At 44.2% G+C, this 14,566-nt stretch carries 9 protein-coding genes; 4 read left to right on the plus strand and 5 right to left on the minus strand.

The annotated features are described in order from the left end of the window. Nucleotides 1-688: 688 nt before the first annotated feature. On the minus strand, nucleotides 689-1,384 hold the full coding sequence (locus ACJJIM_RS09770) for a YopT-type cysteine protease domain-containing protein (RefSeq protein ID WP_444913142.1): 696 nt from the start codon (nucleotides 1,382-1,384) through the stop codon (nucleotides 689-691). A 634-nt stretch (nucleotides 1,385-2,018) separates the two neighbouring features. Between ACJJIM_RS09770 and ACJJIM_RS09775 the strand changes: the two genes are divergently transcribed. Beyond that, nucleotides 2,019-2,843, plus strand: coding sequence for a sulfite exporter TauE/SafE family protein (locus ACJJIM_RS09775; RefSeq protein WP_444913143.1), 825 nt, complete (start codon nucleotides 2,019-2,021; stop codon nucleotides 2,841-2,843). Between the two features lie 699 nt (nucleotides 2,844-3,542). On the opposite strand, the gene ltrA is transcribed toward ACJJIM_RS09775, so the two are convergent. Beyond that, the gene (ltrA, locus tag ACJJIM_RS09780; protein WP_444913144.1) at nucleotides 3,543-4,841 is read right to left on the minus strand and encodes a group II intron reverse transcriptase/maturase; all 1,299 of its coding nucleotides are present in this window, start codon (nucleotides 4,839-4,841) and stop codon (nucleotides 3,543-3,545) included. 725 nt (nucleotides 4,842-5,566) lie between these two features. Here ltrA and csrA point away from each other — a divergent pair. From csrA to ACJJIM_RS09795, 3 genes are all read left to right on the plus strand, one after another. Next, nucleotides 5,567-5,740 carry a carbon storage regulator CsrA gene (gene csrA, locus ACJJIM_RS09785; protein WP_444897449.1) on the plus strand — a complete coding sequence of 58 codons (174 nt, stop codon included), beginning with the start codon at nucleotides 5,567-5,569 and terminating at the stop codon, nucleotides 5,738-5,740. A gap of 712 nt (nucleotides 5,741-6,452) precedes the next feature. After that, nucleotides 6,453-8,648 (plus strand): hypothetical protein, encoded by a 2,196-nt coding sequence (locus tag ACJJIM_RS09790; RefSeq protein WP_444913145.1) that lies wholly within the window; start codon nucleotides 6,453-6,455, stop codon nucleotides 8,646-8,648. Nucleotides 8,649-9,503: 855 nt separating this feature from the next. Next, a complete protein-coding gene (locus tag ACJJIM_RS09795; RefSeq protein WP_444913146.1) occupies nucleotides 9,504-10,460 on the plus strand; it encodes a histone deacetylase family protein in 957 nt (318 codons plus the stop codon). A gap of 116 nt (nucleotides 10,461-10,576) precedes the next feature. Here ACJJIM_RS09795 and ACJJIM_RS09800 read toward each other — a convergent pair whose 3' ends face one another. The 3 genes from ACJJIM_RS09800 to ACJJIM_RS09810 all read right to left on the minus strand — a co-directional run bounded on the left by ACJJIM_RS09800 (nucleotide 10,577) and on the right by ACJJIM_RS09810 (nucleotide 14,476). Continuing rightward, on the minus strand, nucleotides 10,577-11,458 hold the full coding sequence (locus tag ACJJIM_RS09800; RefSeq protein WP_444913147.1) for a DMT family transporter: 882 nt from the start codon (nucleotides 11,456-11,458) through the stop codon (nucleotides 10,577-10,579). Nucleotides 11,459-11,974: 516 nt separating this feature from the next. After that, the gene (locus ACJJIM_RS09805) at nucleotides 11,975-13,279 is read right to left on the minus strand and encodes a hypothetical protein (RefSeq protein ID WP_444913148.1); all 1,305 of its coding nucleotides are present in this window, start codon (nucleotides 13,277-13,279) and stop codon (nucleotides 11,975-11,977) included. 366 nt (nucleotides 13,280-13,645) lie between these two features. Continuing rightward, the gene (locus ACJJIM_RS09810; protein ID WP_444913149.1) at nucleotides 13,646-14,476 is read right to left on the minus strand and encodes a hypothetical protein; all 831 of its coding nucleotides are present in this window, start codon (nucleotides 14,474-14,476) and stop codon (nucleotides 13,646-13,648) included. Nucleotides 14,477-14,566 lie beyond the last annotated feature (90 nt).

Below are 14,566 nucleotides of genomic sequence, written 5' to 3' on the forward strand. Positions count from 1 at the left end.
CAGCTAACAACCATTAACACAACTGTGTATGCGCCGGGGTCCATATCTAAATAATAACTAAAGAAAAACTACACGCCCATAGATTCCTGACAGGGTTGTCGCAAGACGCATATTTAATCAAATTATTTTCTTAAATTTAAAGCTAACGAAGCCTTATCCGATGATAATTTTCACCATCTAAAAAATTGGTATACCAAGCTGCGAAAACGGCCCAACAACTCTTTGAGATTGCCCTATCTCCACTTAGAGATAATGAAGGGAGCCAACCTTAGATGGTGAGGCTTTACTGTGACAAGTTTTTAGCCTTACCCTAAGCCAGGTTGGCGCCCCATATTGATGCCAGCTCCATAAAGGCTAGGTGGCGCCAGTAAAAGTTGTGAGATAGCTACACCTTATTGCTCAAATACTGATTGCCAGGCGTTCATGCTTTTCATCACTTTCATTGTAGTAGTAACATAAGTTGAGGTTACTAATCATCAATGGCCTCATACCTTGATATTCAGCACGCCCCAGTCGCTTCAGTGCCTGCTAAATAGATATGTGCTCTTCACTATCTTTTAGGTTTCATTTATGGGGATGGCGCTGAATATCAATGCATAAATAAATTTTTCTAGAGCTATTGGTAGTTATTATTTTTAATACTATTTCCTGTATTAACAGACTTTAATGGGCAGACAATCTGTTTGAGTTAGCGATCATTGTGAGCCAACAACTGAAATCCTATCGTTGCGGATGTCCGGTATAATCTGTTGCTGCTATGGTAATTTTCATACCACTTTCGAAACTGTGCAAATTTTAAGAACTTGAACTCTCCCGCATTAGGGTCAAAAAAATATGTGGTTTTATCTGCAGTGGGCTCAATCCTGAATGCTGTTGCATGTGCCCACTTAGCCCCAGAAAACCTTAACATGCTATAAATTGTTTGAGTCTGCTGAGTAAAGCATTGCTCTGCTTCAATGCCGTCAAACACAATGGAAAATTGTTCTTTTAAAGGAGGGTTTCCAACCTTGTCTTTTTGTTTTGAGGCCTTCCCTACATGAGTTATATGCTTGAAGCCTTGAGACTCCAAATACTTTTGGGATTCTTTTATCATTTGGAAACCCTTTAGTGGATCCCCCTCAGTTCCATCTTTAAATTTGAATCGATACATGGAGGCAAAACGTTGAGCAACTACTGCCACTTTCGTTTTGTCAACATCTCCTCCTGTAGATAATGCATCCTGAAGACCAGATTGAAGCCCCTTGCTAATCCAACTTACCGCTAGAGCTTCACATATTCCACCCTTAGAATTTGGGTGCTTTTTAAGCATACTGTTGTAATTGCCCTGGTTGAAACTCCAAGTTTTCTGACCTCCAAAATTGGAGGCTCCAGCATCATTTGGCATAGTTTGTCCTTACCACAATATTACATATTACATTGCTGATTCTATTTGTGAATCATGCAAAGAATATGAAAGGTAAATTTTGCAATGCTTAAAGCAACCATTATTTGGTGCAATAAGTCGTCTTTGCTCTAGCCTGAAACGTATTTTGAATTATGCAGATAAGGAAGCTTCAATTTCCTTTAAGTCCAGACAGGCAAGTTTATTTTGTGATCCTGGTAAAATACTGATAGTTATGATTCCCTTGCTTTCTCAGACCTAACCACACAAATAAACAAGTAAGGTAAATTTCATCAAATGCCAAAAATAACCAGTGATTTCGATGCCTTTTAGGCTAAACACCCGGTCAGTAGTAATGAGGCCTGAAAATGAGTAAATAGCTTGCTGATCTAGTTCAAGTGCCAGCTGAATACCGCACCTATACAGTCCAATATAAATCCCGCCTAGAACTCAAACTTGACAGGCGCGAATCCTACCGATACACCTTCCTCCATTTCTTAATGGACGTTTAATTGCATTTTTTAATGTGTCAATTAACTGGATCCCAAAAATTATAAAAAGCAATTTAATGTATCAAGCGGCGCGATTCAGTGTATTTGGTTGCCTTCAGGAGTGACTAAACTAATGCACTATGGAAATGCTATTTATTTACTTGTTGCTCGGCGTCATCGCGGGTACTGCAGCAGGCCTCTTGGGGATTGGTGGAGGCTTGATCATCGTGCCTGCTTTGGTGTTGATTTTTTCTGCCACGGGTATCTCCCCCCAGGTGCTAACCCATATGGCGGTGGGGACTTCGTTGGCAACCATTATCGTGACTTCAGTCAGCTCGGTCTGGGCACACAACGCAAAAGGTGCCGTTGACTGGCGCCTATTCTGGATTATGACTCCAGGGATACTTGTGGGGTCTTGGCTGGGCGGCGTGACAGCAGACTTGTTACCTGGTGCTTGGTTGCAGCTATTGATTGGCGTGTTTGCCATATTTATGTCCCTGCGTATGGGCTTAAGTGGATTGGCCTCGGCAACCTCACAAGAAAATGGCGATCACTTACCCGGGGCAGCACCTTTGATCTGTTCCGGAGGAGTAATCGGCTGGCTCGCAGCGATCTTTGGTATTGGCGGAGGGGCCTTGGTGGTTCCCTACTTATCGCACTTCGGTACAAAAATGCAGCTCGCTGTCGGAACCTCTGCTGCCTTTGGTCTGCCAATCGCGATTTCTGGTTCAATCAGCTTTGCCGTGCAAGGGTGGGACAATCAGTTACTACCAAAGTGGAGTAGTGGTTATATTTACTGGCCGGCTTTTGTGGGAATTGTACTTACCAGCGTGCTCTTTGCCAGGCTTGGTGCCAGCGTTGCTCACCGAATATCTGCTAAGCGCTTAAAGCTGTGCTTTGCCTTACTGCTTTGTATTATCGGGGTTCGTTTTATCTGGCAAAACTTCAATCTCTTAGCTGGACTAGGCTAGACCTACCCCCTGGATTGTTTTTAGCGGATCGGAAGTAAACAGTCTATCCCTCCCAAGCATCTATTATCAGATGCTCGCAATAAACATTCTGGTCTTAAAGGCTCCCGGTCGAATTACTCTTGCCAGCCCTTCAGATTACGCGGCTGAAACATCCTTATAGGATATTAGTAATACAATGATTGGTATTTCCCCTCAATACATGCCAACCAAAAATTATGCGTTCAAAGTGGCAAAGATTATTTTTAGCCATTGGTAATCTATATTTTCAAACTAGAAAATACTTCGTTCTAAATTGAAACTACCAGCAGGAAATTGAAATAGAAAAGATGAAAGCCCATTAAAATATAGGCACGAAAATAATCTTATTGGATTTTATTAAGTTTGTTTTAGTGTCAAAGCCGCGTAAAATCGATAGATATTTATCAGTACTTGGTTCGCAATTCAGGGGTTTTCTACAGGGCTAATAGTCCAACAGAATCAATCGTTCCAAGATTTTTTATCAAAGCTTTCCCCCAAAAGGAGAACGGTAAAGTGACATAAGAGAAAAGTAAAAGCGCTGACCCAAGGTGCGCCAACACCAGGGGCCAGCTAACCAAGTTGATATCAGACCTATCAAAGGTCGAGTAGACCAAAGGAACTTCCCCTTCGACCTCTCACAGAACCGTACGTGAACCTCTCAATTCATACGGCTCTTCGTATTCAGCACATTTTCAATCTTCCCATTCTCCAGTGTGCAAACAAGCCGCGCATTTGTTGACGAACCTTTCCAATAAAGGCCCAACTCTTGAAACAGCTTCGCTTCAGATGCTTAAACTTCTTCCTAGCCCAACGCATCAGCGTTTGATCAAGATACTTCTGTAACCGATAAACACCATATCTCCGCCCAAAGTGACCATAATAGTTCAGCCAACCCTGTATTGCGGGATTAAGTACCTTTGCCATTTCAGATAGTGATCGATCCACCCAGTTAATCACACGCCACTGCCTAACCTTATCCTTGATCCTCTTGAAAGCTTTAGGGCTCATTGAAGGACTAAATGCGGTGAAGATCTGTCCTTGGCGATTCCTTGCTTTTCTGGGACCAAATCGAAACCCCAGAAAGTCAAAGTGGATCACTGGGTGGGAGTCTTTACGATTACTATTCTTGCAATAGACCTTGCGCGTTTTCTCTGGATGAGCCTCAAGCCCGCAGGTAGCCAGGCGTGCTTTTAGAGCCGCCAGTAAGCGATCCGCCTCACGAGGATTACGACAATGGTAAACAGCATCATCCGCGTAACGCTCAAAAGGAATATCTCTGTGCGTTCTCACCATCCAGGCGTCCAGCGTGTAGTGCAAAAACAAGTTTGCCAGTAGCGGGCTGATTACACCCCCTTGTGGAGTACCTTGTGTTCGCTCTTCAAGCTGTCCGTCCCGATGTTGTACTGGAGCCGTTAACCAGCGCTGTACATAGAGTCTGACCCACCGATGATTATTATGTTTATCTAATGCCCTCAGCAGAAGTTCGTGATTAATATTGTCAAAGAAACCTTTGATATCTAAATCAACTACCCAGATTCTATCCCAGCATCGTTGTCGAGCTCGACGCACTGCGTCTATAGCAGATTTGCCTGGCCGATAACCGTAGGAGTCAGGGTGAAATACCTTCTCCAATTCTGGCTCCAGCAGTTGCTTAGCCACCATTTGTGCAATGCGATCTTCGATTGTGGGGATACCCAGTGGTCGCAGGCTGCCATCGAGTTTCGGAATATCCACTCGTTTGACGGCTGATGGAAAATAGCTGCCAGATGACATCCGATTCCATAGCTTGTACAGGTTTTTGACAAGATTCGATTCGTATTGCTCTATCGTTATCTCATCAATCCCTGCTCCGCCGCCATTGGCCTTGATCTGCTTCCACGCTTCCCAAACCGCTCGCTTGGGAATATTGAATGGCTTTGCGCTAATCGTTAATTCCTCCCCATCTGGGTTGATTACACGGTTAGTCGCCGAATACGACAACCCCTTCGCTCCACGTCCATTACAGCCGCTTCTCCACTACTACGGGTTGTTCCGCCCCTGTGACCAGTCTTGGTACTCAACGTCTTGTAGGGCCTCTACTTGACGCTCTTCCTTAACACCTGGACGACAGGTTCTCCTGTTCCACCCAAAAGCCTGCTGTGTGTTCACGCCACCTCTATGCCGGATGCCACTCGGTCGGTAAACAGGTAACCTCCAAGCTTATCCCCGCACTTAGCCAGTGCACGGGTTTTGACATCATCTTGGTAATACGCTTTCGACACCTCATCAGTGGTTCATTTGCATTCGTCTCTACACAACATACCTGACGTATCTCGTACGCCTTTTCCTCAATCGCTTCTAACCAAAGCTCTTTACTCCGATCACCTTGAGGCGGTTTGTTACCACTTCCTGCAAAGCGATAACGGAGGGCCGACCTCCATCTCCTGGATAGCACGTATTTTTTTATTTATAAAAAAATAAATAAAAAAAAATACTCAGGACGCACTGGCTGTATGGATAATACGCTAGAAACCCGCTCGTCTTCAATAAAGTTGACTAGGCTCAGGAGCTTAGAGTGCTTCATCAAGCTCTGGAAGCGTTGCATCCGTATTTTCTTCTTTTATGCCTACCGTTCTCGTGCGCCTCCTAACCCTCCTCCACACACCACTTTCCAGCTTCCCCTTGTGTGGAATCCGCACATAATTTAGTTTCCGAAGGAAATAAGCATGTTGATTTTAAAGCGCCGGACTGGTGAAAACCTGAGAATTGGAACAAATGTTGTAATAACAGTTATTGAAGTAAAAGGCAGTCAAGTGAAGATAGGTATAGATGCACCCAAGTCTCTACCCATTCATCGTGAAGAGATCTATATACGTATCAAGAAGAAACAGAAACCTTAAAGCTATTTATCAGTCGTCGCCTCAACCAAACCACTATTCAGATTTTATACATACGGGCTGGAGATTTTTAGACCTCAGACAAGAACACCGTGTTGCCGAGAGCACAGCGCCTATCTCGGCACAGCCCACTCTATCAACCAGGCACTGACCATTTCTGAATCGGAATTCTTTGAGGCTTTGCGAAGACTTTGTGAGATAGTGGGAGCAGTACAACAAACTTATATTTGCCTCAATAAATACTGATATCTTAGCGCGGGCTATTGCCGATGCTTCCTCCCCTGCGCACGCTGTAACTTAGTTCAAACCGTTTAATACATTTACCTCCAGCCGCATCAGCTTTAATGGAATTTATTCCGATAATAGATTAACCCCCTACCCTTTCACTCTTGAAAACCTTATCAAAGCGCTAGCCAGAATCATTGGTGAAAACTATAGGATCAACAATACCAATTAATATAGCGGACACCCCACTTGGCCTTCGACAAAAATTCTAGTGATCCCATGTAAAGCTTCTTCAAATACTCAAACAGAGGGGCTTCACAAGATTTCCTATCAAAATAATGCCCCTTTAGAGAAATTATTAAGTAACCCACAGAAAGGTAGATCGAGAGAACTAGAATGGCGCTCCCAATTCTAATAACTCAAAAATGAGATTTTGTCGACAATTTCACGGATAACAATCGATTCCAATCGCACATTTACGGGCAAACTTATGAGCAAGCTATTCAGCAAGAAAACTTTAGCACTGGCATTTACAGTCATACTGGCTTCATGTGGAGGAGGTGGAGGCTCTTCTTCAGATTCGGACCCAGCCCAATCATCTGGCGACAGTGGCGGGGGCCAAGGCTCTGGAGATGGTGGCGGTTCAGGTAGTGGTAGCGGCTCTGGGGATAGCGGATCGGGGACCCTTCCAGACAACGAACCTGGGACCGTGACTGTTGGCGATATAGAAACAGCAGATCTGGGGTTTGCCCAGATTACTTCCCGGGATATCACATTGCCGAATGGCCAAACCAATGCCGAAGAAGTCCATGGACTCCCACACTATATAGCTAGAACAGATAGTAATCAGGATGACAATCTACAGTCCGTGCCCATGCGAAGTTACACCACAGCTTGCGCAACCGATACTGATAGACCCAGGATGTTTGTTTCCAAAACCCTTAGCGAAGGTAGTGGAGAAGATGAAATCACTTATGGCACTGTTTATGAGCTGCAATATAATCCTGAAACTCTAAGCTTCGACCAAACCGGCAATACCACAATTCTAAAACAATGCTACGAAGCCCATGGTATCGCAGCTAGCGCTGATTGCTCACGGGTTGCGGTCTTATGCAACACTGAATACCAGGCAAACGAGCGCTATGATGTTCAAGGGGATCTGGTTGAGCAATACGGTAGCGACTGGATGAAGATGGAAAATAATATCAGTGCTATTGACGGACGTATTGAAAGGGATATCGGCCTGATGATATCTACCAATCACAGTCAATACATTGGCTATTTTACGGACCATCTCACACTAAAGTTCGAGGACTTCCTACCTGGGCTAAAAGAAAATTTCCCCGAGACCGACTTCGGCGATTCCCCGACCTTTAAGACAATTAAAGGTAACGAAATGCAAGAGGAGATGGCTTATATTGTCGATCAACTCTCTGATGCCGACTATAACGCTATGGTCGAGTATATTCGCGAGAATGGCTACAAATATAATGATCAAATCTGGCTAATGGAGTGGGATAACTTAGCGCTTAGCGAGAAGCCTGCTGCCTACGTTGTAAACAAGATGCATGGTGGCGGCCACGCCGGAGCCCAAGAGCTTATCTATGTCGAGAATGATAGCCAAGGCCGCACCAGCTACGCCTTCTCAGTAACTGCTCGGGTTTTTGATAGCAGCTATGGTGGCTCCCACTATTCTGCTGGAATGACTGTTATTGATCGCGATAACTGGTCCTTAAATATGAGTGGCAGTAATAACAGAGGCTGGTATTGGCTTTGCGGCTACGGTCATGTCTTGAATATCCGGGCATTTTATAATCCTGGTACCGAAAAATATGGAGCGATTTGCACTAGCGATGGTGGTCAATATAATCAATCGCGCGGATTAAATACTATTGCCATCAAAATGGAGGATATTTCTTCTACCAGTAGATTTGAAGGTTACTACAATTATCTGATCCCTTCCGACAACGCATTTTTCTCTAACGGAGGTGGACATACTGTAGTTCCTGTAAATGAAGATACTAACTTATCTCTCATCGTGTCCCCCAAGTACATTGATGACGAAGAAATGAATCGCTTCCTGCAAAGCGAATACGGCATTGATACCAGCACTGAAGGGCCTTTTGACCAGCAATGCTCATCCGATGATACGAACTGCTTCTTTTCCTACATGTCAAACAGCGATAATCCAACCATTTCAAGACAGGGGCTACGCAGTGGGGATGCTCTGGAATCCTCATCCCTGACTCGCATTGGTATTGCTAAAGTGGATGGTGAAGGAAGTATCGAGGGGGAAGGCTTTAAATGGCTTGTAGAAGAGCCCGACTGTCAAATCAGTGATCCACAACTTATCGACTTGAAAAATGGGCGTTACCTATTTGGCTATGCGCAATTTCAGTGCATTTCCGACAACCTTTCTTATAACCGGAGTTCCGCTAAAAATGGGGCAATGCGGATGCTTGTTCCGAAAGCCTACTATGTTATGGAAATTGATGCAGACCTAAAGGTTTTGGAAGGCCCTGTAAAGTTGACGAATTTTGGTTGGGGCGGGCTTGACGAGCCTGTCTTCATGGGCAACGGTAAAGTCGCTTGGTCATATATCAAGAACCCTACAATTGATAGTTACGGCGGCGGCAAGCAGAACGTTTGGCAAGCGATGATTTACCACTCAAATAGCGCCAATTGATTCATTCATAAAAAGTAAAACTAGCTGTGATAAAAATAGAGGCTTTTGCTTTCTATTTTTATCACACAACTGTTAGACCTCCAGAAGCTACAAAGATAAAGAAGTGCTATTCATCCATTTATCGATCGATGGCAAATCCTTGTCGAATATAAACTCAAAACTATTGTTCCTTCACACAATGACTACTGGATCGGCAGAATAATACGGCACCAGATCAGTGTAATTGCCTGAAACTACGTACCCAGATGCAAGTATGCTAACCTCCCACCTAAATAAAATAAGTCACTGAACTACAAAAACTGAACCGCTCTTTCTTCATTGAGTATTGAATTTAGAAGTCGCTAAGCAATAAGGAAATGGCTATTACTGTTCATGTCTGGAAGCAAAAAACCGGGGATGTCGGGCATGCTTCCATCACTATTGATAACACCTATATCAGCTACTGGCCCTCTTCAGTATCAAGGAAAAAGGACTTTAAAATCGCGCGATCGCACAGCCCTCCTTTCCAAGTGGTTATCGAGTTGATAGACGCCTCGAGGGCGGTGATGCGGATCAGAATATTCTTATCGATGAGCTGAATGAAACAAAAATGATTGAAGCCTGGGAAAACTTCAAGGTCGAGCAGAAGCATTACAATATGAAGGATCAGAATTGCTCGACGGTCGTTGCCTGGCTACTTGAGACTGGCTCAGGATTCACATCACCCTGAAAAGGTGGAATCAAGATCAGTGACTGGGCAGCGAGCCCTATTTACCGTATTCTCTTCCAGTTACGCTTTTTTGGTAATCATATTGATATGTGGACCCCCAATGATGGGTTAGCTTATGCGCTACAAATTCGAAGCCAAATAACCTCATGAGCCTACCGCTATTCTACTCGCCAAATTACAACATCAGCTTGCCGCTGCTTTCCAGCTTGCACCCTTTTGATGGCTGTAAATATGAGAAAGCATTGGCACTGATTAATGCCGAGTCAGAAGCGAAAATTGAGTTAAAAGTTGTTTCAGAGCCTCTTAGTCAAGACTGGCTATTATCTGTACATACGCAGCCCTATTTAGATAGCTTGCATCAATCGAAAACACTGGCTCGCGTTATAGAGATGCCGCTACTGCGCTTGCTGCCCGCAGGCGTATTAAATAAATATTTCATGAAGCCAATGCGCTTTGCAGCTGAAGGCACTTGCTTGGCGGTACAGGAAGCCTTGAGTAAGAAATCCTCTACCTTAAATCTCGGTGGAGGCTATCACCACGCATTCGCTGGTCACGGTGAAGGGTTCTGTGCTTTCGCCGATGTAGCCATTGCTATTAATCGTGCCCGCAAACAGCACCTGCTCTCACCAGATGACAATATCTGGGTAATTGACCTTGATGCCCATAGAGGGAATGGGTTTGCTGATTGGGCCATGGAGGACCCCAATATACATATCTTTGATATGTACAATATGCAAGCCTACCCCGGCTTGCACCCCGATGAGCAGGAATCTCGCTGGCCATTTTTAGTCCCGCTAAAGCAAGGAACAGATACTGAAGGTTACCTCAGTCGGTTGGAGTCGGAATTTTCGGACTTCATTAAGCAGAGTCCGCTGCCTAAATTGGTTATCTACAATGCAGGCACAGATATTATTGCCCAGGATAAGCTGGGGGGGCTCCAGGTCAGTATCGATGGGGCCAGAAAAAGGGACCAATGGCTGGTTGACCAGATTCAATCGCTGGATGTGCCTATGGTCACCGTAACCAGTGGCGGCTACTCCGAAAACTCCTATCGTCTAATAGCTGACTTGGCGATTTACCAGGCAAAAAAGGTAACAAGTTGAAGCTCTGGAGAGGCCTCTGTCATTGAGAAAAGTGGCCTAGTAAACAACCGCTCCCTAACCCACCGGATTTTTGAGTATTTAGGCACTTGATTGACGCTGGAGAACTGAGCACCAAGTTACTCTTTGAGCTCTTTCGCCCGCAACCAAGCCAACCCGAGACCAGCGGCAACCGTAATACCCATGCCTATCACACCACGGATACCGAATTCTGTGCCAAACATAAAACGATCAGCTAACACACCGACGAGGATCGCACTGTAAAACAGTGCCCCAACGAGATAAGCAGGTGCGACACGATTAGCGATCGTGTAAGCGAGGTTCTGTGGGACAAACAGCAGCGCGGGAATCGCGAGAATCCATAGCGACGATGTCTCTACCTTCGCCCCCTCCCAGAATACAATAGATAAGCTAAAGACCAACATCCCAACAGCGAAATAGAACATGATGCGCTCAGGTGGCTCGGTCCGGCCTGCGACACCGGTTGTGATACTACCCGCTGCACGCGCTACTCCCGCCAACAACGCAAGGAGTGAGTAGGGATTGAAAATGCCCTGAACACTGTGCTGGATCAAAATGAGGCATACGCCCAAGAATGCCAGTATCGCAAGAAAGATAGTGGCGATGCTAACCCGGTGACCGAGGAATACTCGGGCCATCAACATGGCAAAGAATGGATTCGTGCTTTCCAGCACCAGGGCATCTGCGATGGGTATGCCCTTGACCGCCCAATAGAAGGCAGCAAAATAGACAAAACCTGATATGGAGCGAAGGATAAGGATCTGGGGATTCACCGGCCTTATCCCCGCCACCCCTTGTCGCATCAGAAGAAACATACCCGACAATGGAGCAAGCAATATGACCTGTGCAGCCAATAGTAGAAATGGACTAAGGCCTGCACCAGAACCCAGCTTACCGGCAATACCAAGACACCCCATCAACACTCCGCCGAGAAGAGCTAACCCAACACCCAGGGAATGATTTTGATAAGTAGATGGCAAACTGTCACTACCTTTGGCAAATAGAGGTCAAACCTGCCTGAGAGGTAATAATGATGACTTCATTTATGCATCGGGCAGGTCATTACAGAGCAGAGCACTATGTAACATTAGCCCTCCGATTGATTCATTTCCTGTTGGGCTGACCAAAGATTTTGGCGCAGTAATTACTTGCCTGCCGGCGTCAGTTTCCCTGTTACAAAAAATATGAACGTCATAATATGAAAGTTGAGTTTTGACCACTTTTAGATCAAGAGTATTAATCCTGTCCCCAGTTCTACCCCAACAGATATACAGCGTAAGCGACTGTCGGCACTTCCTTTCCAACAGACCTAATCCCAACCCAATATCTCGCTACTTCTCCTTGCGAAACCTATGGGCTTTATCGCACAAGGATGGTTGGTAGCCCTAAATTACTTCAAATTGGCGGTGGAGCGTAAGAATCTATAGACGCTCGCTTGAATATGGAAATTGTACCTACACCCTATTTATTAAACTCGCGTTATGCCTTGCCGATCGCTAACTTGTATAAATATCACCGCTCTCGGAAAATTCTCTTAGTATCTTCATATATTTTTCTACATACTTTAGAGCGCTTTCTTTGCTAACCAGCGGTTCGCAATATCCAAAAACAAACACCCCTTCTCCATCTATTGTACATGTCACTAGCATTATGGGGTGTTCTCCATGTGTTTGAACGGTCATAACCACACCAAAGTCAAAGAACTTCAAAGGGCCCGTATACTCACCTATATCCCCTACATTGGATACGCAAATTCCAGAGGGAAAGTAATCTTTCGCAGAGCTAGAATCTTTAGCCAGCTGTTCGATCTCTTCGAGATTGTAATCGGGTACAAGTGAAGGCTCAAAGAAATTTCCACATCTAAACTGCATATAGACTTTTTTTTGAATGAAATGCGCGAGACTCAGCAAGTCGAGACTAGTTTCATTTGATAACAAGGATACAGACAATGTAGTTGTACACTCTCCAATAACATCCCGATCTATTTGGTGTTTACATAAGTACTGGGCATTTATAGGCAACATTAACTCTGTGGTGGAGCAGAAACCGGGTAGTGACCGAGCAGCAATAATAGCAGCAGCATCATAGATAGAGGTAACCTGAATATTCTTATCTTTTGAGCGCAAGTACAATTTCTCACATAATTTCTTGGGGAGGACTCGGTAAATAGAACATCCCTTTCGATGTGAAGCATCTGCCGCCTGCTCTACTAACCACTTTGGGAGAGCGCAATTATCACTACTAATTGCCGACTGCGTTTTTTTGAGATGTTTTATTGATCCAATATAGTCCACCACCGATTTTTGCATTATCGAAGCAGAGGGTTTATCTTCTGAATCCCCTCTCAAGTACCGATCCAAATCTCTAACCAAGAGTAATAAGGAGCGCCCATCCATAGCAGCATGGCTTACCATAAAAGCAATCCACTTTACTTCTTCATGCTCATTCGCATAAACCGTGAAACGATAAATATATTTATCAAGCTCAAGAACTTTACTTCCTAAGCGCTTGAACTCTTCCTGATAATCTAAAGGCAATGCATCGTACTTAATCTCAAAAGGAATAGCTTCGAAACCTACATCACAGAACCAGTAGGCATTTTTATTTTTTTCTACCCGAGAACGGAGCATTGAGTGCAGGTTATGCAGGTATTCCATTCCCTTCATTAATTCTTGGACTCCCAGAGACTTACATGTCTTAAAGAAGACAGCCAGTTGTACCGCACCGTTTGACTTTTCGGTCAACTCTACAAAAAGTGCTTCTTGAGCCCCAAGCTTACGAAAAGGTTTTGCTTTTTTCATTGCAGGCTCTTCCCATTGGGGAGATCACTGCCAATAGTATAGAAAGAGAAGGCGCTATAGCCATATAGTAACTATAAAATTAGATTCTAGTCGTCCACGAATCCAACCAAAATTCGGAGTTATAAGGCAAAAATAATGGAACAGAAGAGATCACAAAATGAAATATTGTGTGAATATACACATCTTTTATAGCTGATTCCTTTATCGCATAGCCACTATGGAATTCGATAAATGTGCTAAAAGGAGTGCCCTGTTGAAGTTGACCACAACAGTATTGACTGGAGCGGACAACATCTAGACTACAGAAGACAGAGCAAAACATACCGCCAAAGTCATTGAAACCTATATGTGGTCATGTAAAGACATCTATTGCCATTTACAATCAGTGGAACTATCAAAGCTCACATCTCTATATCCTAGCAACAACAACTGAGTTCGAAGCTGATCAATGGCAACTGGAGTGGGCCGATAATGGCCAGAACAGGTGTTAACAAAAACTATCTTTCCACCCTCCGCCACGATCTCACCCGCTGCTGCAACACTATCTCCTGCCAGAAACGTCGAATGAGCAAAGACTGGCTTTGGATAAAAGTAACTTGAATATATATTTCCATTCTTATCCATAACATAGATAGCAGCTCTACCATTATAATCTTCTGCCTGTTGTGCGCGCCTAGTATCAAAAAGCTCACCAGTAGAGTCATAAATCTTCCCGTCCATCACCGATAGTTTCGTCCCCTCTCGCTGGGCATCTGTGTAATAAATAACATATGCAGGACACATATATTTAAATTTTTTAAGACACCTTATATCTTCACCCTTGTATTTTGAATGAAGTTCAAAAAGCCTGTAGTTTTTTATTTTTGAATTACCATGTACCGCAACACTAGAGCTACTTTCATTAGCCCTATTCGTATCGTTCATAGTAAGAATCCACTGGGAGATTCCCTCTGGTGCACATCTGCCCGCATTAATCCCATGGTAATTACATGTATTTTCACCTGACCACCAGTCAGTTGGTCTAGGCAATACGCTATTGGAAAGACCTATTTCCATTAAGTATTCTGATGTTTTATTTACTTTACTGCTCTCAACTATAAATGCCTTATCACGGTAAGCCATACCGCCTGAGGGCTGGCCACAATGGAGCGCAATCAAAAGTACGACAATAACTTTCTTTAGATTCTTGACGACCATTAACGGCAACTCTTTTGCAACAGAAAAGGACAGGAGAATAAAGTGGGCTCAAAACTCACTGTGATTACACGTTTATAAGCCTTCAGCCGG

This window comes from Microbulbifer maximicatervae (SeqCode), assembly GCF_052467615.1.